The organism is Methylobacterium sp. Leaf118, assembly GCF_920984675.1.
GTDB lineage: Bacteria > Pseudomonadota > Alphaproteobacteria > Rhizobiales > Beijerinckiaceae > Methylobacterium.
Genome location: NZ_CAKLBV010000041.1, coordinates 13,149 through 37,402, shown reverse-complemented (window position 1 = coordinate 37,402; position 24,254 = coordinate 13,149). Strand labels below are relative to the sequence as shown.

Below are 24,254 nucleotides of genomic sequence, written 5' to 3'. Positions count from 1 at the left end.
GGCCGCGGACAGGCCCGGCCGTCCGGGGCAGTTCCTGGTCGCGTGCGCGCGCCGGCATCGGTCTCACCTGTCCGGGCTAGCTGTTGGCGTCGTCGGCGGAGGGGCCGACCACTTCGGTCAGCGAGACGCCGAAGCGGGAATTGTCCTCCTCGACGATCACGATCTCGCCCCGGGCGATGACGCGACCGTTGACCATCACGTCGACGGGCTCGCCGACCCGGTGGTCGAGGGGGACGACGGCGCCGCGGCCGAGCTTCATCAGGTTGGCGACCGGCATCGTGGCCGAGCCGAGCACCACCTGCATCAGGACCGGGATGCGCAGGATCGAATCGAGATTGCGGGCATCGCCGATGCGGGCGTCGGCACCGAGATCGGCTTCGGGGAAGGGGCTGCTGCTCATCGCTCGGGCTCGTGGTGTCGGCCGCGTGGGGTCCGGCTTGGCCGTGCGAGAGGTCTAGCCGGTCTGGCTGACGCGAGGCTGTCGAAGCTGAAAGTTGGCTTCCTGCCGGTTGAACTCCTCTCCGGCCTTGGAGTGCATTCCTAGCGATCAATCATCGCGGCAGGGCAATCTACGCTCTTTGACTTTTCAACCCTTTGCTATATCTTGGGTTGCAACGATCGCAGGGCGCAATCAAATCCAGATAAAACCAGGCGATCATTGCATTTCCTCAGAGCAGAAACCTATGAACAGCCATCACAATTCAGATATAACTGAATTCGATCCAAGCAATACCGACAAAAATAAAATACTCAACTCACAAGCTTGGGTCCCCTGCCGCATCTGCCGCGATATGTTTGGTCGCATACGATTTACAGTTCGTTTCTGCGGGAGTTGCGAGCGGGCATTTTGTGAGAGCGACCACGGCAGTTTTGTGGGCCGCGGCGTAGGGGTTTGCGTACGCTGCTACAATAGAAATAATATGGAACTTCAAGGCACAAAACCGAAATGACCTTTTAAAAGCAAATCGCCGATGTCAGAAAATCGCACACAAGCAACTGAGAATCGAGCCTGATTCTCGATCCGGAAATTTGGTAGTTTTACAATTTCTGATTCCGTTCAGCGATCAAGGTTGTGTGCGAAGCCTCCAGCGCCGCCAAGGTCGCCCGCGCCTCCTCGATCTTGAGGCTCAGGGCGTCCAGCACCTCGCGGCCCTCGTCCTTGAAGGCGCGCACGGCCTCGCCGGCCTGGGTCAGGGCGAGGCCCGAGGCCGCGACCGCGGCGCCGTACTCGGCCTGGGCCCGGTCGAGGCGCTTGAGCTTGAGATACATCGGCACCACGCAGGCGCTCGTGGCCACGAGGGCGAGGAGCAGGATACCGTCAACCAAGGAGCCCATCGCCGCCCTCCTTCTCCGGATTGATCGCCTCCTCCACCCGCAGGACATAGGCCCCCTGCGACTGGCCGGCCCGGCACCAGAACAGCGGCCGGTCGTTGCCCTCGAGCTTGATCCGCGTCGCGGGGGTGGCGTCGAGTTCGATCACTTGGCCCACCTTCAGCCCGGCGATCTCGCCGAGCGTCAGGTGGCGCTCCTCCAGCACGGCCCGCAGCTTCACCGCGGTCTTCTGCGCCTCGGCGGCGATCTGCTGGGCCCAGCGGGGATCGCGGGCGGCGGATTCGCCGGTCAGCACCTTGCCGAGCGCCGGGCGCAGGGGGTTCAGCACCGTCTGCGGGATGATGAGAAACATCTCGCCGCCGCGGTTCAGGGCCTGGAGCAGGAACTTGGCCTGGACCGACTTGTTGGAGCGCCGGCCGATGACGGCGAACTCCATGCGGGTCTCCATCCGCTCCAGGCGGAACGGCGTCTGCGACACGAGCCCGAAGGAGGATTCGAGCGCCTTGCCGACCTGCTCGAACACCATCTGGGCGATCCGCAGCTCGATCGCCGAGAAGCTGCGCTCCTCCTCCACCGGCGGCTCGGAGCCGTCGGCGCCGAACAGCACCTCGACCATCGTGTAGAGGAAGTCGCGGTCGAGCCCGACCAGGATGTGGCCGTCCCATTCCGGCGCGTGGAAGATGCCGACCACGGCGTTGGCGTCGTAGGCGTCGAGGAACTCGCCGAAGCGCCCGCTCTCGACCCCGCTCAGGGAGTAGAAGGTCGAGGAGGAGGCCAGATGCTTGGCCGCGTCGCTGCACGCCGTGGCGAGGCGGTCGAACACGACGTGGAGCATCGGCAGCCGGTCGAGCGACAGGCCCCCGGCCTCCAGGATGCGGGTGCGGAGGTCGGCCGCGGGTTTCGGCGCGGCGGCCGGGGTCGGCAGCGGCGCGAAGGCCGGCGCTTCGGGCGTCTGGATCTCGTCCATGGTCAGGTCCCGCTCACGCCGCCTGGGCCTGGGCGCCCGGCACGGTGGCGCTCTCGACCTCGTCGATGGTGGGGCGGTCGGCGCCCGCGATGCCCTTGCGGCCATGCTCGATCGCGACCTGGGGCAGCGCGCCGTTCATGTAGGCGATCAGGCTCTGCTTCACGATGGTGTAGACGCTGCACTGCTTCTCGCGCACGCCCTTCACCTTGATGGCGAGCGGGGCGAGCATCCCGTAGGAGGCGAACACGCCGATGAAGGTGCCGACCAGCGCCGCGCCGATGAGGCCGCCGAGAATCTGCGGCGACTGGTCGAGGGCGCCCATCGCCTTCACGATGCCGAGCACCGCCGCGACGATGCCGAGCGCGGGCAGCGCCTCCGCCACGGTGTTGATCGCGGCATAGGGCTTGAGCCGGTACTTCTTGTGCGTGCCGATCTCCTCCTCCATCAGCGCCTCGATCTCGTGCGAGCGGGCGTTGCCGATGAGGATCAGGCGGCAATAGTCGCAGATGAACAGCACCAGGTCCTGGTCCTTGGTGACGTCGGGATAGTTCTTGAAGATCTCGGAATTGGCCGGATCGTCGAAATGGGTCTCGACCTCGTTGCGCGGCTTGGTCTTCAGCTCGCGCATCAGGGCGTGGAGCAGGCCGAGCAGGGACAGGAAGTCCTTGCGCTTGGGGCCCTTGTCGGTGATCGCCTCCATGGTGGCCTTGCCGGAATCGATCACGGTCTTCATCGGGTTGGCGATCACGAAGGTGCCGCCCGCCATCCCGAAAATGATCACGAACTCCCAGGGCTGCCAGATCACGATCAGGTGCCCGCCCATGGCGACGAAGCCGCCGAGCATGCTCCCGATCGCGATGATCAGGCCGATGAAGATCCCCATGACACCGCTCCGCGCACCCGTGAGGGCCCTTGTCCGGTGCGAATAGGCGGGCAGGCTTGCGCGGGGCTTTGTCGGGCCGTCCCGCCGCCTGGCTTGGAGGCCGGGCCTCGAGGACCTAACTGAGGCCTCGACACGCGAACGCCGGAGCGCACGCCTTGCCCCACGACGACGGCCCCGCCCAGATGCATGCCACGACGATCCTGATGGTCCGGAAGGGCGGCCGGGTGGTGATCGGCGGCGACGGGCAGGTCAGCCTCGGCCAGACCATCGTCAAGGGCAATGCCCGCAAGGTCCGCCGGCTCGCGAAGGGCAGCGTGATCGGGGGCTTCGCCGGCGCGACGGCCGACGCCTTCACCCTGTTCGAGCGACTCGAGGGCAAGCTGGAGCAGTATCCCGGTCAGCTCACCCGCGCCTGCGTCGAACTCACCAAGGACTGGCGCACCGACCGCTATCTCCGCCGCCTCGAGGCCATGATGCTGGTCGCCGACCGGGAGATCAGCCTGCTGCTGTCCGGCTCCGGCGACGTGCTGGAGCCCGAGAGCGGGGTGATGGCGATCGGCTCGGGCGGCAATTACGCCCTGTCCGCCGCCCGCGCCCTGGAAGACGGCGACCTCGACGCCGAGGCGATCGTGCGCAAGGCGATGAAGATCGCGGCCGAGATCTGCGTCTACACCAACGGCAACCTCGTCATCGAGGCGCTCGACGCAGGTTGATTGTAGATTTTCACCCACCGTCATTCCGGGGCCGCGCAGCGGAACCCGGAATCCACGACGGGCCTCGACGCCATGTCCCCTCGTCGCATCACGGGTGGATTCCGGGTTCGCTTCGCGCCCCGGAATGACGGTGGCGTTTCAGGCTTTCTTGAAGCGCGCAAAAGCCCCGCGACTGGAAAGCTCCTCCCGGCGCGCATAGATCGAAACCCTCGGCGCCCATCCCGCCGCAGACGTGGAGTCCGATGACCACCTTCTCTCCCCGCGAGATCGTCTCCGAGCTCGACCGCTTCATCGTCGGCCAGGGGGACGCCAAGCGCGCCGTCGCGATCGCGCTGCGCAACCGCTGGCGCCGTCAGCAGCTGAAGGGGCCGCTGCGCGAGGAGGTGGCCCCGAAGAACATCCTGATGATCGGGCCGACCGGCTGCGGCAAGACCGAGATCGCGCGGCGCCTCGCGCGGCTCGCCAACGCGCCCTTCCTCAAAATCGAGGCGACGAAGTTCACCGAGGTCGGCTATGTCGGCCGCGACGTGGAGCAGATCGTGCGCGATCTCGTCGAGGTCGGCATCGGCCTGACCCGGGAGGAGCGCCGCAAGGCGGTGAAGGCCAAGGCGGAGGCCGCGGCCGAGGCGCGCATCCTCGACGCCCTGGTGGGCCCGACCGCGAGCCCGGCGACCCGCGAGAGCTTTCGCAAGAAGCTGCGGGCCGGCGATCTCGACGACAAGGAAGTGGAGCTCGAACTCGCCCCGAGCGGGTCGCAGGGCCTGCCGATGTTCGAGATTCCCGGCGTGCCGGGCGCCTCCATGGGCGCGATCAACCTCTCCGACATGCTCGGCAAGGCGCTGGGCGGCCAGCGGGGCAAGCCGCGCCGGATCACGGTGGCGGAGGCCCACGCGCCGCTGATCGCCGAGGAGAGCGACAAGCTCGTCGACGACGACGCGCTGACCCGCGACGCGGTCCGCGAGGTCGAGGACAACGGCATCGTCTTCCTCGACGAGATCGACAAGATCTGCGCCCGCGAGGGGCGCTCGGGCGCCGACGTGTCCCGCGAGGGCGTGCAGCGCGATCTGCTGCCGCTCATCGAGGGCACCACCGTCGCGACCAAGCACGGCCCGGTGAAGACCGACCACATCCTGTTCATCGCCTCCGGCGCCTTCCACGTCTCGAAGCCGTCGGACCTGCTGCCCGAATTGCAGGGGCGCCTTCCGATCCGGGTCGAGTTGCAGCCGCTGACCGTGGAGGATTTCAAGCAGATCCTGACCGCGACGGAAGCGAGCCTCCTGAAGCAGACCGTCGCCCTGATGGAGACCGAGGGCGTCACCCTCGACTTCACGGAGGACGCCGTCGATGCGCTCGCCCGCGTGGCGGTCGAAGTGAACGGCTCGGTGGAGAATATCGGCGCCCGCCGCCTCCAGACCGTCCTGGAGCGGGTGATCGACGAGATCTCCTTCACCGCCACCGATCGCTCCGGCGAGACGGTGCGGATCGACGCCGCCTATGTGCGCGACCGCGTCGAGGATCTCGCCGCCAATGCCGACCTGAGCCGGTTCATCCTCTGAGCCCATGCCGGCGCGTCCCGGCCCGGACGGCGGGACGCTGTGGCCCGTGGCGGCGGTCCTCGCCGCGATGGTCTCGATCCAGACCGGCGCCGCCTTCGCCAAGGGGCTGTTTCCGGCGATCGGGGCGGCGGGCGTATCCACCCTGCGGGTCGGCTTCGCCGCGCTGATCCTGCTGGCCCTCTGGCGGCCCTGGCGGCGCCGCCTGACCGGGCGCGCGATCGGCGCGGTCGCCCTCTACGGGGCGGCTCTGGGGCTGATGAACCTGCTGTTTTACCTGTCGCTGCGCACGCTGCCCCTCGGGATCGCGGTGGCGATCGAGTTCACCGGGCCGCTGGCCGTCGCCTTGTGGGGCTCGCGCCGCCCGGCCGACCTCGCCTGGATCGGGCTCGCCGTCGCCGGCCTCGCCCTGCTGCTGCCTTTGGGCGATGCCGCCTCGGTCGACCCCGCCGGCGCCGCGCTGGCGCTCGCCGCCGGGGGATGCTGGGCCCTCTACATCGTGTTCGGGCCGGCGGCGGGCCGGGCCGGCGGAGCGGGCGCCGTGGCGCTCGGCATGGCGGTGGCGGCCCTCGTCGTCGCGCCCTTCGGTATCGCCTCGGCCGGCGCCGACCTCCTCGTGCCCGCGACCCTGCTCGCGGGCCTCGCGGTCGCGCTCCTGTCGAGCGCCCTGCCCTACTCGCTGGAGATGTTCGCGCTCACCCGCATGGACCGGGCGGCCTTCGGCGTGCTGATGAGCCTGGAGCCGGCCCTCGCGGCGCTCGCCGCCGTGCCGCTGCTCGGCGAGGTGCCGAGCCCGCTCCAGGGCTTCGCGATCATCTGCGTCAGCGCCGCCTCGGTCGGCATGTCGGCGCGGCGGGCGAAGCGCACCCGGTGAGGCCGGGCGCTACCGGCGGATCAGCACCACGCCCGCGACGAGCAGCGTCACGCCCAGCAGCCGCGCCGGATCGGCGGAGCGCTGGGCGAGGCCGAGCAGGCCGAAATGGTCGAAGGTGATCGAGGCCAGCATCTGGCCCGCCACCACGAGGGCGATGAAGGTCGCCGCACCGATCTGCGGCACGAGCAGGATCGCGAGTCCGATGAAGATCGCCCCGAACAGGCCCCCGCTCCAGGCCCACCACGGAACCCGCAGGGCGAGGCCCGCCGCGGGCGGAGGATCGCGCAGCAGAAGCGCCAGCAGCGCCATGCAGGCGAGGCCGACGAGATAGCTCGCGAAGCCCGACCAGACGGCGGAGGCGAGGGCGCCGCGCAGGTTCGCGTTGAGGATCTGCTGCACCACGAGGCTGATGCCGGCGAGCACCGCGAGAACGGACGGGACGAGGAGGGCGAGCATCGGCGGACCTCTTGTTTCCGCGCGACGCCGGACCCGGGCGCCGTGCCGGCCCTGACAACCAGCGCGGCCCCCCGCCGTCAAATGGTCGGGCCGGACGGGCCGGGTCGATCCGGCCTGTCGCGATCGCGTCCGGGCGCTGATCCGCCACGGGGCCTGCCCGTCATGGCGCGACGCGCTTCGGCCCACGCACCGTCGGGCGCGGCGAGAGCGTGCCCGGACCGTTGAGGACCGTGACGAGCCGCCAGTGGATCGACCAGCCGTCCTGCACCTGGGCCTTCGTGTAGGGCAGCGCAGCCTGCGGCGGCTGACGCACGCTGTTCTCATCGGACAGACAGTATTCCCAGATTATGTAAGAGTTCGCCATGGGCCCGGTGAAGGTCTGCGACAGCTCGTAGAAGCCCGCCGGATACTGGATCCCGGCTCGCCCCGTGAACGGGCGTCGCTGCCATGCCCCGAACATGCTGATGATCGGCTGGCCATCGGCGTCGATCGCCAATCGATGGAAGTCCGGATCGACCCGGTGCAGATATTCGACGATGTCGCCGACTGTATTTCCGCCGACCTGGCTCAGTTCGACGGTGGTCTCATAGAACACACCGGCCACTTGAAACGCGACGGCCATCTCGTTCCCTTCGCGGCGACCACGGCCCGTTCGATGGTGTGATCGTGGGAGCGATCGGCACGACGCCGCGTTCCGGGCGGAGGGCTCGGAACGACAGCAACTCAAAGATGCAGTTCCATCCGGAGCACCGCAACTCGAAAGCGCTGCCGTGTCGTTCAAGTGGGCGTGATCGCGACGTCTCGGTGTTCCGGGACAACGGGCCGCGGCGCCGGGCTCTTCCTCGGTATACCCGCCGCCCCGGACCGCCCTACCCTCGTTGCAGCGGCACGGTCATCGAACCGTCGATCACCTGGCCGTCCTGCCCGGACGCCTTCGGGGTCGCCGAACAGGATCGCGCCGCCGCGCCGCCGAACCGGGAGGATACCGATGCCACGAAGGGCCTGTTTCGCCGCCGCTCTGGGCCTGCTTCTGGCGGGGCAAGGCCCTGCCTTCGCCCAGTCCCCCGAGCCGCCGCGGGCCGAGCAGGTCCTGGCGCAGGTCATGAAGGCGCGCGGCGACCTCAACGCCAATTGCAAGATCGACATCCTGCGCGAGAGCCCGCTCGGCGACCTCCCCTGCCGCACCGGCACCCGCACCGCCGTCGAGGCCTGGGACGAGGCCCTGACCGGGGCCGGCCTGCCGGGCGCGGAGCGCGACGGGATCGCCGACCGGCTCGGCCTCACCCCCGGCCCGGAGGACGACAAGGCGGGCATCTGGCGGGCCGATCCGCGCGACGTCGCCCGCCTGATCGCCACTCTGCGCCTCAAGGCGGGCGGCTGAGGCGGAGGCAGGCCTGATCCTTGCTGGTCCCACCGCGATCCACCCCCGGACACGGAGTCCCGAACGCATGCGCTTCACGCTCGGCTGCAGCCTTGCCTACGAGGTCGAGGCGCCCACGACCTTCATCTTCAACGTCGAGGTCGCCCGGCTGAAGAGCCACCGCATCATCGGCGAGACCCTGACGCTCGCGCCCGAACTTGCCCACCGGGTCTATGTCACCCCCGATCTGCGGAACCGCTACCTCGGCGTGAACGTCGCGCCCGGACCGTTCTCGCTCGAATACAACGCCGAGGTCGATCTCACGGTCGTGCGGGCCGATCCCGATACCATCCACGAGACGCCGGTCGCCGCACTGCCGCTCGACATCCTGCCGTTCCTGCTGCCGAGCCGCTTCGTCTCCTCCGATCGGCTCACGCCCTTCGCCCAGGCCGAGTTCGGGCATCTGCCCAAGGGCCACCAGCGCGTGAACGCGATCTGCAACTGGATCCACGACAACATCGCCTACCAGCGCGGCGCCAGCGACGGCGAGACGACGGCCGACGAGAGCCTCCTGAAGCGGGCGGGCGTGTGCCGGGATTTCGCCCATATCGGCACCGCGTTCTGCCGCGCGCTCGGCATCCCGGCCCGCTTCGTGAGCTGCTACGCCTACGGCCTCGTGCCGGGCGACTTCCACGCCGTGTTCGAGGCCTATCTCGACGGGCGCTGGTGGCTGTTCGACGCGACGCGACAGGCCCATCTCGACGGGCTGGTGCGCATCGGTATCGGGCGCGACGCGGCCGAGATCGCCTTCTCCACGCCCTACGGCGCGATGAAGCCGACCGGCATGGAGATCCGCATCGACCGCGCCGACGGCGGCCCGGAGCCGGCCGAGCGCACGGTCGATGCGATCTCGACCGAGGAGCCGGCCCCCCATGCGGGCGCCGCTTGAGGTCCGCGGGCCGGCACCTCGACAGGGACGATGATCCTGTCATCCTGTGATCCGAGGCAGGAGCAACCCGATGCCCTATCGCCACACCGTCGGCCCGCGCACCCACGTCTTCGGCGACCTCGCGACGTTGATGGCCAAGGCGACGCCGATCCGCTCCGGCGACTGCCTCGCGGGCATCGCCGCCGGCTCGGCCGAGGAGACCATGGCGGCTCGCTGGTGCCTCGCCGAGGTGCCGCTCAAGGAGATCCTGGCCCGGCCGCTGATCGCCTACGAGGACGACGACGTCACCCGGCTGATCCTCGACGACCACGACGACGCGGCCTTTGCCGAGATCGCCCACCTGACCGTCGGCGATTTCCGCGAGTTCCTGCTCACCGCCTCCTCGGCGACGCTCGCCCGCATCGCCCCGGGCGTCACCCCGGAGATCGCGGCGGCCGTCTGCAAGATCATGCGCAACCAGGACCTGATCCTGGTCGCCCGCAAGTGCCGGGTGGTGACCCGGTTTCGCAACACGATCGGCCTGCCCGGGACCCTCGCGGTCCGGCTCCAGCCCAACCACCCCACCGACGACCCGGCCGGCGTCACCGCCTCGATCCTCGACGGGCTGAGCTTCGGCTGCGGCGACGCGGTGATCGGCATCAACCCGGTCTCGGATTCGCTCCAGACCATGGCGGGCCTGCTGCGCCTGTTCGACGGCATCATCGCGCGCCTCGCGATCCCGACCCAGGCCTGCGTGCTCACCCACGTCACCACGACGCTCGACGCGATGAACCGGGGGCTGCCGGTCGATCTCGTGTTCCAGTCGATCGCGGGCACGCAGCGGGCCAATGCGAGCTTCGGCGTCACGCTGCCGATCCTCAAGGAGGCGCAGGAGGCGGCTTTGGCGCTGAAACGCGGGACGCTCGGCGACAACGTGATGTATTTCGAGACCGGCCAGGGCTCGGCGCTCTCGGCGGACGCCCATCACGGCATCGACCAGCAGACGCTGGAGGCGCGCGCCTACGCGGTCGCCCGCCGCTACCGGCCGTTGCTGGTCAACACGGTGGTGGGCTTCATCGGACCCGAATACCTCTACGACGGCAAGGAGATCATCCGGGCCGGCCTGGAGGACCATTTCTGCGGTAAGCTGATGGGCGTGCCGCTCGGCGTCGACGTCTGCTACACCAACCACGCCGAGGCCGATCAGGACGACATGGACACCCTGCTCACGCTCCTCGGCGCGGCCGGCTGCACCTACGTGATGGGCATCCCCGGTGCCGACGACGTGATGCTGAACTACCAGTCCACCTCGTTCCACGACCAACTCTACATCCGCGAGGTCCTGGGCCTGAAGCGGGCGCCGGAATTCGCGGAATGGCTCGCCCGCATCGGGCTCACCGACGCCGCCGGCACGCTGCTGCCCGGCGGCGCGGCCGCCCGCCTCCTCACCGCCGCGCCGGATCTCGCCGCGTGAGTGGGCCGGACGACGACCTGTGGCGCCGGCTCGCGGCCCTGACGCCGGCCCGGATCGGGCTGGGCCGGGCGGGCGCCGGCCTGCCGACCCGCGAGGTGCTGAAGTTCGGCCTCGCCCACGCCCAGGCCCGCGACGCCGTGCACACGCCGATGGATGCGGCGGCCGTCGCCGCGGCGATCGAGGAACTCGGCCTGTCCACCGTCGCGGTGACCTCGGCGGCGGAGGATCGCGCGACCTATCTGCGCCGCCCCGATCGCGGGCGCCGCCTCTCGCCCGAGAGCCGGAAGGCCCTCGACGCAGCGGCGGAGGCGCCCGTGGACCTCGCCCTCGTCGTCGCCGACGGCTTGTCCGCCCGGGCGGTCCACGAGGGCGCGGCGGCGATGCTCGCCGCGTTCAAGCCCCACGCGGACAAGGCCGGCTGGCGCCTCGCGCCCGTGGTGGTCGCGACGCAGGCGCGCGTGGCGCTCGGCGACGAGGCCGGGCAAGCCCTGAAGGCCCGCGCCGTGGCGGTCCTGATCGGCGAGCGGCCGGGCCTGTCCTCCCCCGACAGCCTCGGCCTCTACGTCACCTTCGACCCACGGCCCGGGCGCTCGGATGCGGAGCGAAACTGCATCTCGAACGTGCGTCCCGCCGGCCTCTCGCACGATCTGGCGGCGTTCAAGCTCGGCTGGCTCCTGACCCAGGCCTTCGCGCGCGGGCTGACCGGGGTCGGCCTCAAGGACGAGAGCGACCAGCTGATCGAGGCGGCGGAAACGCCCGAATCCCTGGCGCCGCCCGTCTGACCGCTTCGCCGGGGCGGGCTTCGGCCGCCGCGCAAGCGTGGCTGTTGCGGACCCGACACACCGCGAAAGCAACCTGACTTTGCCTTGAGCTGTGCCTCCGAGCGCCGCAATCCCACCATAAACCGGGACGACTTCCGGGGTCGCGGTAAATGCTGTCGCTCCAACGCTTTACCGCGGAGTTTCGAGGGTGTCGAAGGACGCTTTCCGGTGAGGCCGCGCCCCCGCGGCCGCGCGGGCTCGGATGCGTAAGGGAACGGGGCCGAGATCAGCGATGGACGCGCGTCAGACCGACAAGTCGAAGCTGCCGAGCCGGCACGTGACGGAGGGGCCCGAACGGGCGCCGCACCGTTCGTATCTCTACGCCATGGGCCTGACCACCGAGCAGATCCACCAGCCGCTCGTCGGCGTGGCCTCCTGCTGGAACGAGGCCGCGCCCTGCAACATCTCGCTGATGCGCCAGGCCCAGGCCGTGAAGAAGGGCGTCGCCGCCGCCAGGGGCACGCCGCGCGAGTTCTGCACCATCACGGTCACCGACGGCATCGCCATGGGCCACGGCGGCATGCGCGCCTCGCTGCCCTCCCGCGAGGTCATCGCCGACTCGGTCGAGCTGACGATCCGCGGCCATTCCTACGACGCGCTCGTGGGGCTCGCCGGCTGCGACAAGTCGCTTCCCGGCATGATGATGGCCATGGTGCGCCTCAACGTGCCGTCGATCTTCATCTATGGCGGCTCGATCCTGCCCGGCTCCTTCCGCGGCCGGCCGGTCACCGTGCAGGACCTGTTCGAGGCGGTCGGCAAGGTCGCCGTCGGCGACATGAGCCTCGACGATCTCGACGAGCTGGAGCGGGTCGCCTGCCCCTCGGCCGGCGCCTGCGGCGCGCAGTTCACCGCCAACACCATGGCGACCGTCTCGGAAGCCATCGGCCTCGCTTTGCCCTACTCCGCCGGCGCGCCCGCCCCTTACGAGATCCGCGACCAGTTCTGCGCCGCGGCCGGCGAGAAGGTGATGGAGCTGATCGCCAAGAACATCCGCCCGCGCGACATCGTCACCCGCAAGGCGCTCGAGAACGCCGCCGCGACGGTGGCGGCGTCCGGCGGCTCGACCAACGCGGCGCTCCACCTGCCGGCGATCGCGCATGAATGCGGCATCGAATTCACGCTGTTCGACGTGGCCGAGATCTTCCGCAAGACGCCCTACATCGCCGATCTGAAGCCCGGCGGGCGCTACGTCGCCAAGGACATGTTCGAGGTCGGCGGCATCCCGCTCCTGATGAAGACGCTGCTCGACCACGGCCACCTGCACGGCGATTGCCTCACCGTGACCGGCCGCACGATCGCCGAGAACCTCGCCAAGGTGGCCTGGAACCCCGATCAGGACGTGGTGCGCCCGGCCGACAACCCGATCACCGTCACCGGCGGCGTGGTCGGCCTCAGGGGCAACCTCGCCCCCGAGGGCGCCATCGTGAAGGTCGCCGGCATCCCGGCCGAGAAGCAGGTCTTCACCGGCCCGGCCCGTGTCTTCGACGGCGAGGAAGCCTGTTTCGAGGCCGTGCAGAACCGCACTTACAAGCCGGGTGAGGTTCTGGTCATCCGCTACGAGGGCCCGAAGGGGGGCCCCGGCATGCGCGAGATGCTCTCGACCACGGCCGCCCTCTACGGCCAGGGCATGGGCGACAAGGTCGCCCTGATCACCGACGGGCGCTTCTCCGGCGCGACCCGCGGCTTCTGCGTCGGCCATGTCGGCCCCGAGGCCGCGATCGGCGGGCCGATCGGCCTCCTGCGCGACGGCGACCTGATCACCCTCGACGCCATCAAGGGCACCCTCGACGTGGCGCTCTCGGACGCGGAGCTGGCGCAGCGCCGGGCCGAATGGACGCCGCGGAGCCACGCCGCGACCTCCGGCTACCTCTGGAAATATGCGCAGACCGTCGGGCCTGCGGTGAACGGCGCCGTCACCCATCCGGGCGGCGCGGCGGAGACGCAGACCTATGCCGACATCTAGGACTGTCCCCCTCCGGCCCGTGAGGCCGGCGGCCGGGGCCGATCCGGGTCGGTTCCGCGCGGGTCTCCTCGCCGGATTCCTCGGCTTCGCGCTCATGCTCGCGGCCAACGAGCCGACGACGGCGCTCGACGCGACCGCCCGCACGCCGGTGCCGGACAAGGCGTTCCGCTCGGGCCGCGACGCGCTCCGCTCGGGTGTGCGCGACTACAATGCGGGCGACAAGCAGGGCGCCGTGCGGGCGCTGGAATACGCTGCCAACCAGGGACAGACCCTGGCGCTGTGGAAGCTCGGCCGCATGTACGCCGCCGGCGACGGGGTGCCTCAGGACGATCTCAAGGCGTTCGAGTATTTCTCGCGGATCGCCGACGACAACACCGACGACGCCTCCGACACGCCGAATTCCGGCGTGGTGGCGAGCGCCTTCAACGCGCTCGGCGCCTATTTCCTCGACGGGATCAAGGGCACCTACGTGCGCTCGAACCCCGAGCGCGCCTACGACATGTTCAACTACGCGGCGTCCTATTTCGGCGACCCCAACGCGCAGTACAACCTCGCCCGGCTCTACCTCGACGGCACCGGCGTCGAGCAGGATCCGCGCAAGGCCGCGCGCTGGTTCAACCTCGCCGCCGAGAAGGGCCACCGCCCGGCCCAGGCGCTGCTCGGCGACCTGCTCGTCAACGGCACCGGCATGCCGCGCCAGACCGTGAAGGGCCTCACATGGCTGGCGCTCGCCCGGGCGGGCGCCCAGGGCGGACCGGACGCCTGGATCGTCGATCTCTACGAGAAGGCCTGGTCCTCGGCGAGCGAGGCCGACCGGACCGACGCGATGGCGCAGGCGCAGTCGCTCTCGACGGGCTCGACCCGGCGCCGGCGCTGAAGGGTCAGGCGGGTTCGAGCGCCGCCAGCACCGCGGCGACCTCCCGCCGGACCGGCTCCGCCAGGGGCTGGATCGGCAGCGGCAGCGCAGGGCGGCAAACGCCCAGGATCTCGGCCGCCGCGTACATCACCCGCAGGCTCGAATGGGCGCGGAACAGAGCCCAGAGCGGTTCGAGCCGGGCGTTCAGGGCACGGGCCGTGGCGGCGTCACCCGCCTGCGCCGCCCGGGCGAGGGCGAGGCAGGGCTGCGGAAACAGGCCCGCGGCGACGCCGTACCACGCCGTGCCCCCGGCCAGCAGCGCCTCGGCGGCGTGCCAATCCCCGCTATAGCCGATCGAGAACCCCTCCGGCACCGCGGCCCGCAGGCCTGCGTGATGGGCAGCGACCGCCCCCGCCGCGGGGGCCGGGCTCTTCAGCGCCACGAGGCCGGGCACCCGAGCGAGGCGCCCGACCAGCGCCGGCGTGACGCGGAAATGGGTGGTGGCCGGGTTGTCGTAGAAGCAGAGCGGCAGGCCGCTCTCCCGCGCGACCGTGGCGACATGCGCGAACACCTCGTCCTCGGTGAGCGGCGTGTACGAGACCGGCGCGAGCAGGCCCGCCGCCGCGCCCGCATCGCGCGCGTCACGGGCCAAAGCCACCGCCGCGTCGGTGCGTAACGCCCCGACGCCGACGAGGAGCGGCACGCGGCCCCCGACCGCGTCGAGGGCGGCATCGAGCGCCCGGCGGCGCTCCCCCTTCGTCAGGTAGGCATAGGTCCCGGTGCTGCCCAGGAGCCCGACCGAGTCGACGCCCGCGGCGGCGAGCGGCGCCACCAGCCGCCGCAGCGCCCCGGTATCGACGACGCCCTCGGGCGAGGCGGGGGTGATCGGGAAGGCGGAGAGGCCGGAAAACAGGGTCATCGCCGCGCCAGGATGGGCGGGGCCGCAGGCGCGGTCAATCGCCCCCTCGGAACCGGCCGATCTCCGGCGCCCAAGGCGAGACGGGTCCCTTCGTCCGACCGGTCAGTTCGTGGCGGGCGCGGCCCGGCCCACGGCGCGGATGCGCTCCAGCACGCTGGCGTAGTTCTCGGGGGTGACGATGCCGACGAGCTTGTCGCGGATGGTGCCGTCGGGGCCGATGATGAAGGTCTCGGGCACGCCGTAGACCCCGAGGTCGATCCCGGTGCGGCCCGACGGGTCGGCGCCGACCGCCGCGAAGGGCAGCCCGTGGCGCTCCAGCCAGCGCCGCCCGGCATCGCCCGGGTCCTTGTAGTCGATGCCCACCAGCCGGATGCCGGGCTCCTGGGCCAGCCGCATCAGCATCGGGTGCTCGATCTGGCAGGGGGCGCACCACGAGGCGAAGATGTTGAGGACCGTCACCTGCCCCTTCAGGTCGGCGCTGGACAGGCCCGGCACCGGCCGGCCCTGGGCCTGGAGACCCGGCACGGGCCCCAGGGCGAAGGCCGGCACCGGCTTGCCGATCAGGGCGGACGGAAGCGCCTGCGGATCGGCACCCGAGCGCAGGCGCACGAGGAAGACGAGCGCCAGCACCGCGAAGACGACGACCGGCAGCAGGACGAGGAGCGAGCGCCGGGGCCGCTCGGGGGGCGGCTCGGGGATCGTCTTCGCTTCAACCGTCTTGGGCGCGCTCACGACCTGTCTCCCCCCTCGCCCTGGAGTTCGGCGAGGGCCCTCGCCTGGGCCCGTCCGTCCCGCCAGCCGTTGAGGATCAGGGCCCCGAGCACGAGGGCGGCGAAGCCGTAGGAGCCCGCGATGAAGGCGGTGTAGGGTCCAAATTCCATGGTCATCCCGCTCAGATCGCCTGCCCCATGGGCAGCGGCGCCGCCGCCCGGGCGACGGGGCCCTGCGCCCCCGCATCCAGCCGCTCGGCCTGCCGGATCAGCAGGGCCCGCACCCGGCGTCGGCGAATCTCGGTCCGCATCGCCTGGAGGTGGAGGGTCACGCCGAGCAGCGTCATCGCCAGGATCATCTCGAGGAGCGGGTAGAGCATGGAGGAATGCAGCGACGGCCCGCCCATGCGCAGGATCGAGGCCGGCTGATGCAGGGTCGACCACCAGTTCACCGAGAACTTGATGATCGGCAGGTTCACGGCGCCGACCAGCGTCAGGATGCTGACGGCCCGCGCCGCCCGGCTCGGATCCTCGATGGTGCGCCACAGGGCGATGATGCCGCAATAGATCAGGAACAGCACCAGCATCGAGGTCAGCCGCGCATCCCAGACCCAGTAGGTGCCCCACATCGGCTTGCCCCAGAGCGAGCCGGTGACGAGGCAGATCAGGGTGAAGGCGGCGCCGATCGGCGCGGCGGCGCGCTGCGACACGTCGGCGAGCGGATGGCGCCAGACCAGCGAGCCGATCGCCGACAGGGTCATCGCGGCGTAGAAGCCCATGCCGAGCACGGCCGCCGGCACGTGCACGTACATGATCCGCACGGTGTCGCCCTGCTGGTAGTCGGGCGGGACCACGAAGAAGGTCAGATACAGCCCGAGCGCCAGAAGCGCGGCCGAGAGGCCGGCGAGCCATGGCAGCGCCGCGCCCGACCAGCGCAGGAAATGGCCCGGTTGGGCGAGGCGGTTCCAGAGGGCGGTCCACATGGGCTCATCCTTACCGCTTGCTGCGCCGCACCAGCAATGCGCCTCTCGCGCGCGGCTGTTCGAGCGACGGTTGGACGCTCCGGATCGGGCGTTGGAGGGTAAGCGGCTGGACGGCTGGGCCAGGCCGAGCGTCATCATGCGCAACATTTGTGCAGTGCCGAGCGGGAACGTCTCGAAGTCAGGACGCTTACTGGCTGAATTCCTCGCGGGACCGGATCCCCGGCCCGCCGGCACACCCTCGGCCGCCTGCGCGACCGACATTCTTGCCGCGACCATTGCAAGGCACGGACATGCTCATCCGCACGGGTTACGACATCACCTTCGAGACCGTCGCCCCGACCCCGATGTCCCTGCTCCTGAGCGTCCACCCGTCCCGGCAGCGGGATCTGCGCAGCCCGGAGAGCCTCGCGACCGACCCGCAGGTGTCCCAGCGCCAGTCCCTGGATGCCTTCGGCAACGTCTGCACCCGCATCCTGGCGCCCGCCGGCCGCATCACCCTGTCGGCGGACTTCCTCGTGGAGGATTCCGGCCTGCCCGATCCCGTGGCGCCGGACGCCCGCCAGATGCCGGTGCACGAACTGCCGGACGCGGTGATGCCGTTCCTCCTGGCGAGCCGCTACTGCGACACCGACCGGCTCGGCGACACGGCCTGGCAGTTGTTCGGCCAGACGCCGGAGGGCTGGGCGCGGGTACAGGCGATCGTCGACTTCGTCCACGCCCGCATCCGCTTCGACTACCAGAAGGCCGATGCCACCCGCACGGCCCATGACGGCTACACCCAGCAGGTCGGGGTGTGCCGCGACTTCGCCCACCTTGCCATCGCGTTCTGCCGCTGCATGAACATCCCGGCGCGCTACTGCACGGGCTATCTCGGCGATATCGGCGTGCCCGCCGTGCCCGACCCGATGGATTTCTCGGCGTGGTTCGAGGTCTATCTCGACGGGCGCTGGTACACCTTCGACGCGCGCCACAACACGCCCCGCATCGGCCGCATCGTCATGGCCCGGGGCCGCGACGCCACCGATTGTGCCCTCTCGACGAGTTTCGGCGCGGCGCGGCTCGTCCGGTTCGAGGTGCACACCGATGCGGTGACGGAGGCGGATACCGCGCGGCTCGGCCGGGCGGCGTAGAACGCCGCGCGGTCGATCCGCGAGGCGGATGCGCATCCCCTCGCCCCGTCGGCGGGGAGAGGGGAAGGGTCTGCCCCCAGCGGCTTACTCGTCCAGCCGCCGCACGGCTCCCTTGGCCGCGGAGGTCGCCAGCATCGCGTAGGCGCGCAGCGCCGTGCTGACCTTGCGCTTGCGCGGGCTCGCCGGGCGCCAGCCCTCGGCATCGCGGGTGGCCCGGCGCTCGGCCAGGACCGCGTCGTCCACGGCCAGATGAATGCGGCGGTTCGGGATGTCGATCTCGATGGGATCGCCCTGTTCCACGAGGCCGATCAGCCCACCCTCGGCGGCCTCCGGCGAGACGTGGCCGATCGACAGGCCCGAGGAGCCGCCGGAGAAGCGCCCGTCGGTGACCAGCGCGCAGGCTTTGCCGAGGCCCTTCGATTTCAGATAGCTCGTCGGATAGAGCATCTCCTGCATGCCGGGGCCGCCGCGGGGGCCCTCGTAGCGGATCAGCACCACCTCCCCGGCCTTGACCCGCCCGTTGAGGATGCCGTCGACCGCCGCGTCCTGGCTCTCGAACACGTGGGCGGTTCCGGTGAAGGTGAGGATCGAGGCATCGACCCCGGCGGTCTTCACGATGCAGCCCTCCTCCGCGAGGTTGCCGTAGAGCACGGCGAGGCCCCCATCCCGGGAATAGGCGTGCGCGGCGTCGCGGATGACGCCGCCCGCGCGGTCGAGGTCGAGTTCGTCCCATCGCGAACTCTGGCTGAAGGCGACCTGGGTCGGCACGCCGCCCGGCGCGGCGCGGAAGAACGTCTGCACGGTCTCGCTGCGCGTCCGCATCACATCCCAGCGGTCGAGGGCCGCCCCGAGCGTCCCGGCCTCGACATGGCCGACGCCGCGGTCGATCAGCCCGGCCCGGTCGAGCTCGCCGAGGATCGCCATGATCCCGCCGGCCCGGTGCACGTCCTCCATGTGGACGTCGGCGACCGCCGGGGCGACCTTGCACAGCACCGGCACCCGGCGCGAGAGCCGGTCGATATCGGCCATGGTGAAGGGCACCTCGCCCTCATGCGCGGCGGCGAGGAGATGCAGCACCGTGTTGGTCGAGCCGCCCATGGCGATGTCGAGGGTCATCGCGTTCTCGAACGCGGCGAAGGACGCGATCGCGCGCGGCAGCACGCTCGCGTCGTCCTGCTCGTAGTGGCGGCGCGCCAGATCGACGATCAGGTGGCCGGCCTCGACGAAGAGGCGCTTGCGGTCGGCATGGGTCGCGAGCGTCGAGCCGTTGCCGGGCAGCGAGAGCCCGAGTGCCTCGGTGAGGCAGTTCATGGAATTGGCCGTGAACATGCCCGAGCACGAGCCGCAGGTCGGGCAGGCCGCGCGCTCGATGACGGCGACGTCCTCGTCCGAGACCCGGTCGTCGGCGGCGGCCACCATGGCGTCGACGAGGTCGAACGTGCGGGTGACGCCGTTCATCACGACCTTGCCGGCCTCCATCGGCCCGCCGGAGACGAACACCGCCGGGATGTTGAGGCGGAGCGCCGCCATCAGCATGCCGGGGGTGATCTTGTCGCAATTCGAGATGCAGACCATGGCGTCGGCGCAATGCGCGTTGACCATGTACTCGACGGAATCGGCGATCAGTTCGCGGGACGGCAGCGAGTAGAGCATTCCGTCATGGCCCATGGCGATGCCGTCATCGACCGCGATGGTGTTGAATTCCTTCGCCACACCGCCGGCCTGCTCGATCTCGCGGGCGACGAGCTGGCCGAGATCCTTGAGATGGACGTGGCCGGGCACGAACTGCGTGAACGAGTTCACCACCGCGATGATCGGCTTGCCGAAATCCGAATCCTTCATGCCGGTGGCGCGCCACAGGCCGCGGGCGCCGGCCATGTTGCGGCCGTGGGTGGTGGTGCGGGAACGGTAAGCGGGCATGGGTGGGGGACTTCTCGTGTCGTCAGGTCGTGAGGCGCGTCGGGGGCGCCGCGCCCGTCACCGCGCGGCGGAGCCGATGCGATCCGAAGGGTGATCCAAGGGCTGGTCCAAGGGCTCCGCACGGTCCGGCGCGGTCGTGACGCGGGAGAGCGTCCCGGCCGCGCGCGGTGACAGGGCGGGCGATCACACCACCGCGGCGTGCTGGGCGTGCAGCCGCACCGAGGCGGCGGAGAGCTTGTTGAGCGCCGAGAGATAGGCCTTGGCCGAGGCCACCAGCGTGTCCGGATCGGCGCCGCGGGCCGTCATGGAGCGCTCGCCGGCCTTGAGCCGGACCGAGACCTCTGCCTGGGCGTCGGTGCCCTCGGTCACGGCATGGACCTGATAGAGCTCCAGCACCGCGTCGTGGGGCACCATGGCGTGAATCGCGTTGAAGACCGCGTCCACCGGGCCGTTGCCGTCGGCCTCTTCCGTGAAGGTGCGCCCGTCCATCTCGATCTTCATCGTGGCGCGCTGCGGCCCCCGCGTGCCCGCGATCACCGACAGCGAGACCAGCTTGATGCGATCATGGGCGGTGGCGAGGTTCTGATCGACCAGCGCCTCGATATCCTCGTCGTAGACGTGCTTCTTGCGGTCGGCCAGATCCTTGAAACGCTCGAACACGTCCTGGAACTGGTTGTCCGACAGGGTGATGCCCAGCTCGCCGAGCTTCGACTTGAAGGCCGCCCGGCCGGAATGCTTGCCCATCACCAGGGAGGTGCGGGACAGGCCGACGGAGGCCGGGGTCATGATTTCGTAGGTCTCGGAATGCTTGAGCATGCCGTCCTGGTGGATGCCGCTCTCGTGGGCGAAGGCGTTCCGGCCGACGATGGCCTTGTTGTACTGGACCGGGAAGTTCGCCGCGTGGCTGACGAGCTTCGAGGCGCGGGTCAGCATGGTCGAGTCGATGCCGGTCTCGTAGGGCATCACGTCGGCCCGGGTCCGGATCGCCATGACGATCTCCTCCAGCGCCGCATTGCCGGCCCGCTCGCCGATGCCGTTGATGGTGCACTCGATCTGGCGGGCGCCGCCCTCCAGGCCCGCCAGCGAATTGGCCACCGCCAGCCCGAGATCGTCGTGGCAATGGACGGAGAAGATCGCCTTGTCGGCGTTCGGCACGCGCTCGCGGACCTGACGGAACATGGCGCCGTATTCCTGCGGCGTGGCGTAGCCGACGGTGTCGGGCAGGTTGATGGTGGTCGCGCCGGCGCGGATCGCGGTCTCGACGCAGCGGCAGAGATACTCGATGTCGGTCCGCGTCGCGTCCATGGCCGACCATTCCACGTCCTCGACGAGGTCGCGGGCCTGGGCCACGGTGCGCAGGATGATCTCGATCACCTCATCCTGCGTCTTGCGCATCTGATGGGCGAGGTGGATCGCCGAGGTCGAGACGAAGGTGTGGATGCGGCCGCGCTGGGCATGCCGCACGGCCTCGCCCGCGCGGGCGATGTCGGCGGGGATGGCGCGGGCGAGGCCGGCGACCGTGGCGCGCCGGGCGCGCCGGGCGATCTCGGAAACGGCCTCGAAGTCACCGTTGGAGGCGATGGGGAAGCCGGCCTCGATGATGTCGACGCCCATCCCGTCGAGCAGCTCGGCCACCGCCAGCTTCTCGTCCAGCGTCATGGTGGCGCCGGGGCATTGCTCGCCGTCGCGCAGCGTCGTGTCGAAGATGACGACGCGGTCCTTGGGGTCGGTCATGGTGGTTCTGCCTTCTCGTCGGCGCGCACGGGGCCCTGTAGGAGGGGCCGGCGCCTGAAACCCGGTTTCGATGCGTCTTCGGACATCGCTCCCCTGAGAGCCCAGGCCCACGCCCGGACGGCCCTCAGGGGCGGGTAAGGAGAAGACCGGCGATCAGGAGGGCGCGCGACCGCGCGACCGCGTCGGCGGCCGGGCTCGTCGTTGGCGCGGAGCCGGCACAGGCCACGGCTCGTCTCTCCTCACGAAGTCGGCGCGCGGGAGCACGGGGCTCCGCGTCGGCCGAGATGCGGGTATGTATCGGTGCGGGCGACCGCTGACAAGCGGCCGATCGGGCTCGTTGCGTCCGATGCCGAAGGGTCGCGCTCGTACAGCACGGCGAGGCGCACAGAAGCCTTGCGGGCCCCTTCATCCTTGAGCCGTCCTTACAGGAGCGCCGGCCGACGCGCCCGGAGCGATCCTGCGGCGAGCTCGGAGTCGAGCGAAAGTTGTGGCGCCCGCAGCCGATCCCGGGCTCCGGGGGGCGACCGATCCGCCGCGCCGCGCTCCCGCGCGGCCGTGATTCGGAGGCCCCGGGCCGGAACGGGGCGCCAAGCCCCGAGGGCCCGTTCCGCGCTTTGCACGGCCGAGGGGGTCGTTTCCGGAGCGCGGCACCCCATATCAACTCTGTCCTCCGCGCAATTCCGTGCCTTGGGCGACGATCCTTGGCAGCGAAGCGGGCCCTCTGATGAACCAGACCAACAGCAACGGTGCGGCGCAGACCGTCACGACGGAAGATTTCAATCAGCGCGTGAAGCGGATGCTGGTCGGCAAGCTCGATCCGCAGCCGAAGGCCAAGCCGGCCCCGCGGCGTTTCAACAAGTCCCTCCCGGCGCCCGCCGCCAGCTGAGGCCTTGGTCCGGCGCTCCTGACGGCGTCAGGAGCGCACCTCGCGCTTGGCGACGAAATTCAGCTCGTCCACCAGCACGTCCTTGACCACGTCGGAGCCCAGACGCTCGTTGACCTTGGCCCGGATTTGGGCGAGCCGACCGTTGATGTCGTAGCGGGCGAGCTTTCGGAAATCGATCGTAGCGTCGCCGTAGATCTGTCGGAACGCCTCGTCCACCACGAAGGCATTCGGAGCGACCGGCAACGTGTGCATCAGCTTCGCGTCCGCTGTGAAGACCAGCACCGCGATCACGTAGCCCTGCACCTTGCCCTCCGCCACCATCGGAATGTTGATGGGGGCGAGCTTTTGGTACTGAAGGCCCTCCAGATAGGGCTCGGTCTTCTTGGCAAAAAACCCGTCGCCGAAGGTCACCGCCGCGTAGCACGAGGCGATGGTGACGGCGCAGATCCACAGGCCGGTGACGAGGACGCGCATGGGATCCTACCGCCCGAGGCGCGCCGAGTAAGTCCCGTCGGATTCCGCGGCCTGAAGGGTCGCCGCGAGGGTGTCGCCGATCTCCTCCACCGCCCGCAGATGCTGGGCGACTGCGTGCTGATTGCGCAGGAGCTTGTCGTGCAGGCGGGCGAGCACGATGCCGGTGCCGGCATCGATCTGCTCGGGCCGCACGCCGCGGGCGAGCCGCGTCAGTTCGAGCAGGCTCTGGCTCTTGGCGCGGTTGACCGACTCGATGTCGATCTCGGCATTGGCGAGGAGCGCCTCGGTCTCGGCCTCGATGGTGGCCTCCAACCGCTTGAGGGATTCGAGCAGCATCGCGGATCAGACCTTTCCGGCCACGCCCGTCGCCGCGGGGGCGAGCGTCGGCGCCTTGTTCGGACGGGCGGCCTCCAGCATCCGGGCGATGCCGATGCCGCCGGATTTGGCGATCTGCTGGCCGAGCTGCTCGGCCAGCATCGACTTCCAGATGCCGCCGGCATTGCCCTTGCCGTAGACCGTCTCGGACTTGTCGGGCAGCATCGCCTCGACGAATTGCTGCAACACCTGCCCCTCGAACTTGCGATAGGGGTCGGAGGCGCCCTTGAGCGCGGTGTCGTTCTTCAGGCCGGTCAACGCCCCGCGGGCGTCGAGGGGCATATGGAGGCTGATCCCGACCTCGCGGGCGGCCTCGGCGGCGACGCCGGCGAAGGCGGCCGGATCACCCGGCTGCGACAGCTTGGACGCCGCTTCCTGGTAGCGGGCCGGATCGGCGGCGCGGGCGACATCCATCACGATGTCGGAGGGGGGGCGGATGCTCATCGCGCGACTTCGTCCGTCAGGGGCGATCGGGGAGGCGGCGATCGCGGTTCGCCGCCCCTTGCCTCCGAGGCTGTAGCCCCCCTGGCTTACGGGAGGCTTGCGTCGCGGGGCTGGGCGAGCCCGTCGAGCCGCTCGATCCCCTCGACCCGCTCGCGCTCGCGCCGGAGCAGGTCGCCGACCCGCTCGGCGCCGAGTTCCGCCCGCTTCTGCGCCAGCCCCTGCTCCCGCACGGCCTCGGCCTCGCGGGCCGCGACCTGTTCCAGCTCCGTCGCCCGGGCCGCGATGGCGCGCAGGCGCCGGTTGGCGGCCTCCAGGAAGAGGTGGCCGTGGCTCGACCCGCCCAGGGCCGCGAGCAGGGCCGCCCGGTCGGCCTCGACGGCCTCGGCGTCGCGCCGGGTCTGGGCGAGCTGCCACTCGGCGGCGCGGCGCATCTGCTCCTGCACCGCCGTGAGCCGCTCGGCGCGCTTGAGGCGCTTGGCGAGGTCGCCTGCGGACATCG

The 24,254-nt window shown here is 70.3% G+C and carries 27 protein-coding genes; 11 read left to right on the top strand and 16 right to left on the bottom strand.

All coding sequences use genetic code 11. The features are described 5' to 3' along the window. Positions 1-76 precede the first annotated feature (76 nt). From fliN to motA, 4 genes are all read right to left on the bottom strand, one after another. Complete coding sequence (fliN, locus tag LW587_RS16495; RefSeq protein ID WP_232630684.1) at positions 77-400, bottom strand: flagellar motor switch protein FliN; 324 nt, start codon at positions 398-400, stop codon at positions 77-79. A 638-nt stretch (positions 401-1,038) separates the two neighbouring features. Next, a complete protein-coding gene (locus LW587_RS16490) occupies positions 1,039-1,335 on the bottom strand; it encodes a hypothetical protein (RefSeq protein WP_232630683.1) in 297 nt (98 codons plus the stop codon). Next, a complete protein-coding gene (locus LW587_RS16485; RefSeq protein ID WP_232630682.1) occupies positions 1,319-2,299 on the bottom strand; it encodes a flagellar motor switch protein FliM in 981 nt (326 codons plus the stop codon). The genes LW587_RS16490 and LW587_RS16485 overlap by 17 nt, the downstream gene beginning before the upstream one ends. 13 nt (positions 2,300-2,312) lie before the next feature. Continuing rightward, complete coding sequence (gene motA / locus LW587_RS16480) at positions 2,313-3,182, bottom strand: flagellar motor stator protein MotA (protein ID WP_232630681.1); 870 nt, start codon at positions 3,180-3,182, stop codon at positions 2,313-2,315. A gap of 182 nt (positions 3,183-3,364) precedes the next feature. On the opposite strand from motA, the gene hslV reads away from it, so the two are divergent. From hslV to LW587_RS16465, 3 genes are all read left to right on the top strand, one after another. Next, entirely contained in the window at positions 3,365-3,895 is a 531-nt protein-coding gene (hslV, locus tag LW587_RS16475) for an ATP-dependent protease subunit HslV (RefSeq protein ID WP_232630691.1), read from the top strand. Between the two features lie 242 nt (positions 3,896-4,137). Continuing rightward, positions 4,138-5,451: an ATP-dependent protease ATPase subunit HslU gene (hslU, locus tag LW587_RS16470; protein WP_232630680.1), complete on the top strand. Its 1,314-nt coding sequence runs from the start codon at positions 4,138-4,140 to the stop codon at positions 5,449-5,451. Positions 5,452-5,455: 4 nt separating this feature from the next. Continuing rightward, entirely contained in the window at positions 5,456-6,322 is an 867-nt protein-coding gene (locus LW587_RS16465; protein ID WP_232630679.1) for an EamA family transporter, read from the top strand. Between the two features lie 9 nt (positions 6,323-6,331). Here the strand turns inward: LW587_RS16465 and LW587_RS16460 are convergent, their stop codons facing one another. Both LW587_RS16460 and LW587_RS16455 read right to left on the bottom strand, forming a co-directional pair. Further along, the gene (locus LW587_RS16460) at positions 6,332-6,778 is read right to left on the bottom strand and encodes a DMT family transporter (protein ID WP_232630678.1); all 447 of its coding nucleotides are present in this window, start codon (positions 6,776-6,778) and stop codon (positions 6,332-6,334) included. Between the two features lie 160 nt (positions 6,779-6,938). Beyond that, entirely contained in the window at positions 6,939-7,400 is a 462-nt protein-coding gene (locus LW587_RS16455) for a hypothetical protein (protein WP_232630677.1), read from the bottom strand. Positions 7,401-7,766: 366 nt separating this feature from the next. Between LW587_RS16455 and LW587_RS16450 the strand changes: the two genes are divergently transcribed. The 6 genes from LW587_RS16450 to LW587_RS16425 all read left to right on the top strand — a co-directional run bounded on the left by LW587_RS16450 (position 7,767) and on the right by LW587_RS16425 (position 14,201). Then, a complete protein-coding gene (locus tag LW587_RS16450; protein ID WP_232630676.1) occupies positions 7,767-8,159 on the top strand; it encodes a hypothetical protein in 393 nt (130 codons plus the stop codon). Between the two features lie 67 nt (positions 8,160-8,226). Next, positions 8,227-9,087 (top strand): transglutaminase-like domain-containing protein, encoded by an 861-nt coding sequence (locus tag LW587_RS16445; RefSeq protein ID WP_232630675.1) that lies wholly within the window; start codon positions 8,227-8,229, stop codon positions 9,085-9,087. A 70-nt stretch (positions 9,088-9,157) separates the two neighbouring features. After that, positions 9,158-10,540, top strand: a complete 1,383-nt coding sequence (locus LW587_RS16440; protein WP_232630674.1) for an ethanolamine ammonia-lyase subunit EutB — start codon at positions 9,158-9,160, stop codon at positions 10,538-10,540. Further along, the gene (eutC, locus tag LW587_RS16435) at positions 10,537-11,322 is read left to right on the top strand and encodes an ethanolamine ammonia-lyase subunit EutC (protein WP_232630673.1); all 786 of its coding nucleotides are present in this window, start codon (positions 10,537-10,539) and stop codon (positions 11,320-11,322) included. Before LW587_RS16440 ends, eutC begins: the two co-directional genes overlap by 4 nt. Positions 11,323-11,593: 271 nt before the next feature. Further along, entirely contained in the window at positions 11,594-13,324 is a 1,731-nt protein-coding gene (ilvD, locus tag LW587_RS16430) for a dihydroxy-acid dehydratase (protein ID WP_232630672.1), read from the top strand. Beyond that, a complete protein-coding gene (locus LW587_RS16425) occupies positions 13,311-14,201 on the top strand; it encodes a tetratricopeptide repeat protein (protein ID WP_232630671.1) in 891 nt (296 codons plus the stop codon). The genes ilvD (LW587_RS16430) and LW587_RS16425 overlap by 14 nt, the downstream gene beginning before the upstream one ends. A gap of 4 nt (positions 14,202-14,205) precedes the next feature. Here LW587_RS16425 and LW587_RS16420 read toward each other — a convergent pair whose 3' ends face one another. The 4 genes from LW587_RS16420 to LW587_RS16405 all read right to left on the bottom strand — a co-directional run bounded on the left by LW587_RS16420 (position 14,206) and on the right by LW587_RS16405 (position 16,792). Next, positions 14,206-15,099, bottom strand: coding sequence for a dihydrodipicolinate synthase family protein (locus LW587_RS16420; protein WP_232630670.1), 894 nt, complete (start codon positions 15,097-15,099; stop codon positions 14,206-14,208). 102 nt (positions 15,100-15,201) lie between these two features. Further along, the gene (locus LW587_RS16415) at positions 15,202-15,831 is read right to left on the bottom strand and encodes a DsbE family thiol:disulfide interchange protein (RefSeq protein ID WP_232630669.1); all 630 of its coding nucleotides are present in this window, start codon (positions 15,829-15,831) and stop codon (positions 15,202-15,204) included. Further along, entirely contained in the window at positions 15,828-15,980 is a 153-nt protein-coding gene (ccmD, locus tag LW587_RS16410; protein ID WP_232630668.1) for a heme exporter protein CcmD, read from the bottom strand. The genes LW587_RS16415 and ccmD overlap by 4 nt, the downstream gene beginning before the upstream one ends. 11 nt (positions 15,981-15,991) lie before the next feature. Beyond that, on the bottom strand, positions 15,992-16,792 hold the full coding sequence (locus LW587_RS16405) for a heme ABC transporter permease (RefSeq protein WP_232630667.1): 801 nt from the start codon (positions 16,790-16,792) through the stop codon (positions 15,992-15,994). Between the two features lie 290 nt (positions 16,793-17,082). Between LW587_RS16405 and LW587_RS16400 the strand changes: the two genes are divergently transcribed. After that, positions 17,083-17,922, top strand: coding sequence for a transglutaminase-like domain-containing protein (locus LW587_RS16400; RefSeq protein ID WP_232630666.1), 840 nt, complete (start codon positions 17,083-17,085; stop codon positions 17,920-17,922). A gap of 84 nt (positions 17,923-18,006) precedes the next feature. Here the strand turns inward: LW587_RS16400 and ilvD (LW587_RS16395) are convergent, their stop codons facing one another. Next, entirely contained in the window at positions 18,007-19,842 is a 1,836-nt protein-coding gene (ilvD, locus tag LW587_RS16395; protein WP_232630665.1) for a dihydroxy-acid dehydratase, read from the bottom strand. A 183-nt stretch (positions 19,843-20,025) separates the two neighbouring features. Continuing rightward, a complete protein-coding gene (locus tag LW587_RS16390; RefSeq protein ID WP_232630664.1) occupies positions 20,026-21,576 on the bottom strand; it encodes a 2-isopropylmalate synthase in 1,551 nt (516 codons plus the stop codon). A gap of 724 nt (positions 21,577-22,300) precedes the next feature. On the opposite strand from LW587_RS16390, the gene LW587_RS16385 reads away from it, so the two are divergent. Further along, on the top strand, positions 22,301-22,462 hold the full coding sequence (locus LW587_RS16385; RefSeq protein ID WP_232630663.1) for a hypothetical protein: 162 nt from the start codon (positions 22,301-22,303) through the stop codon (positions 22,460-22,462). A gap of 27 nt (positions 22,463-22,489) precedes the next feature. On the opposite strand, the gene LW587_RS16380 is transcribed toward LW587_RS16385, so the two are convergent. The 4 genes from LW587_RS16380 to LW587_RS16365 all read right to left on the bottom strand — a co-directional run bounded on the left by LW587_RS16380 (position 22,490) and on the right by LW587_RS16365 (position 24,252). Then, positions 22,490-22,936: a hypothetical protein gene (locus LW587_RS16380; RefSeq protein WP_232630662.1), complete on the bottom strand. Its 447-nt coding sequence runs from the start codon at positions 22,934-22,936 to the stop codon at positions 22,490-22,492. A gap of 6 nt (positions 22,937-22,942) precedes the next feature. Further along, entirely contained in the window at positions 22,943-23,272 is a 330-nt protein-coding gene (locus LW587_RS16375) for a flagellar protein FlgN (protein WP_232630661.1), read from the bottom strand. 6 nt (positions 23,273-23,278) lie between these two features. Further along, on the bottom strand, positions 23,279-23,755 hold the full coding sequence (locus tag LW587_RS16370) for a rod-binding protein (protein WP_232630660.1): 477 nt from the start codon (positions 23,753-23,755) through the stop codon (positions 23,279-23,281). A gap of 86 nt (positions 23,756-23,841) precedes the next feature. Then, positions 23,842-24,252, bottom strand: coding sequence for a hypothetical protein (locus LW587_RS16365; protein WP_232630659.1), 411 nt, complete (start codon positions 24,250-24,252; stop codon positions 23,842-23,844). Between the last annotated feature and the right edge of the window lie 2 nt (positions 24,253-24,254).

Coding starts and splice junctions, on each gene's coding strand:
- LW587_RS16420 (WP_232630670.1), bottom strand. CDS start 15,099: ATGACCCTGTTTTCCGGCCTCTCCGCCTTCCCGATCACCCCCGCCTCG.
- LW587_RS16460 (WP_232630678.1), bottom strand. CDS start 6,778: ATGCTCGCCCTCCTCGTCCCGTCCGTTCTCGCGGTGCTCGCCGGCATC.
- LW587_RS16445 (WP_232630675.1), top strand. CDS start 8,227: ATGCGCTTCACGCTCGGCTGCAGCCTTGCCTACGAGGTCGAGGCGCCC.
- ilvD (WP_232630672.1), top strand. CDS start 11,594: ATGGACGCGCGTCAGACCGACAAGTCGAAGCTGCCGAGCCGGCACGTG.
- LW587_RS16380 (WP_232630662.1), bottom strand. CDS start 22,936: ATGCGCGTCCTCGTCACCGGCCTGTGGATCTGCGCCGTCACCATCGCC.
- fliN (WP_232630684.1), bottom strand. CDS start 400: ATGAGCAGCAGCCCCTTCCCCGAAGCCGATCTCGGTGCCGACGCCCGC.
- LW587_RS16455 (WP_232630677.1), bottom strand. CDS start 7,400: ATGGCCGTCGCGTTTCAAGTGGCCGGTGTGTTCTATGAGACCACCGTC.
- LW587_RS16465 (WP_232630679.1), top strand. CDS start 5,456: ATGCCGGCGCGTCCCGGCCCGGACGGCGGGACGCTGTGGCCCGTGGCG.
- ccmD (WP_232630668.1), bottom strand. CDS start 15,980: ATGGAATTTGGACCCTACACCGCCTTCATCGCGGGCTCCTACGGCTTC.
- LW587_RS16370 (WP_232630660.1), bottom strand. CDS start 23,755: ATGAGCATCCGCCCCCCCTCCGACATCGTGATGGATGTCGCCCGCGCC.
- LW587_RS16490 (WP_232630683.1), bottom strand. CDS start 1,335: ATGGGCTCCTTGGTTGACGGTATCCTGCTCCTCGCCCTCGTGGCCACG.
- hslU (WP_232630680.1), top strand. CDS start 4,138: ATGACCACCTTCTCTCCCCGCGAGATCGTCTCCGAGCTCGACCGCTTC.
- motA (WP_232630681.1), bottom strand. CDS start 3,182: ATGGGGATCTTCATCGGCCTGATCATCGCGATCGGGAGCATGCTCGGC.
- hslV (WP_232630691.1), top strand. CDS start 3,365: ATGCATGCCACGACGATCCTGATGGTCCGGAAGGGCGGCCGGGTGGTG.
- LW587_RS16385 (WP_232630663.1), top strand. CDS start 22,301: ATGAACCAGACCAACAGCAACGGTGCGGCGCAGACCGTCACGACGGAA.
- LW587_RS16485 (WP_232630682.1), bottom strand. CDS start 2,299: ATGGACGAGATCCAGACGCCCGAAGCGCCGGCCTTCGCGCCGCTGCCG.
- LW587_RS16375 (WP_232630661.1), bottom strand. CDS start 23,272: ATGCTGCTCGAATCCCTCAAGCGGTTGGAGGCCACCATCGAGGCCGAG.
- LW587_RS16365 (WP_232630659.1), bottom strand. CDS start 24,252: ATGTCCGCAGGCGACCTCGCCAAGCGCCTCAAGCGCGCCGAGCGGCTC.
- LW587_RS16450 (WP_232630676.1), top strand. CDS start 7,767: ATGCCACGAAGGGCCTGTTTCGCCGCCGCTCTGGGCCTGCTTCTGGCG.
- ilvD (WP_232630665.1), bottom strand. CDS start 19,842: ATGCCCGCTTACCGTTCCCGCACCACCACCCACGGCCGCAACATGGCC.
- LW587_RS16390 (WP_232630664.1), bottom strand. CDS start 21,576: ATGACCGACCCCAAGGACCGCGTCGTCATCTTCGACACGACGCTGCGC.
- LW587_RS16405 (WP_232630667.1), bottom strand. CDS start 16,792: ATGTGGACCGCCCTCTGGAACCGCCTCGCCCAACCGGGCCATTTCCTG.
- LW587_RS16440 (WP_232630674.1), top strand. CDS start 9,158: ATGCCCTATCGCCACACCGTCGGCCCGCGCACCCACGTCTTCGGCGAC.
- LW587_RS16400 (WP_232630666.1), top strand. CDS start 17,083: ATGCTCATCCGCACGGGTTACGACATCACCTTCGAGACCGTCGCCCCG.
- LW587_RS16425 (WP_232630671.1), top strand. CDS start 13,311: ATGCCGACATCTAGGACTGTCCCCCTCCGGCCCGTGAGGCCGGCGGCC.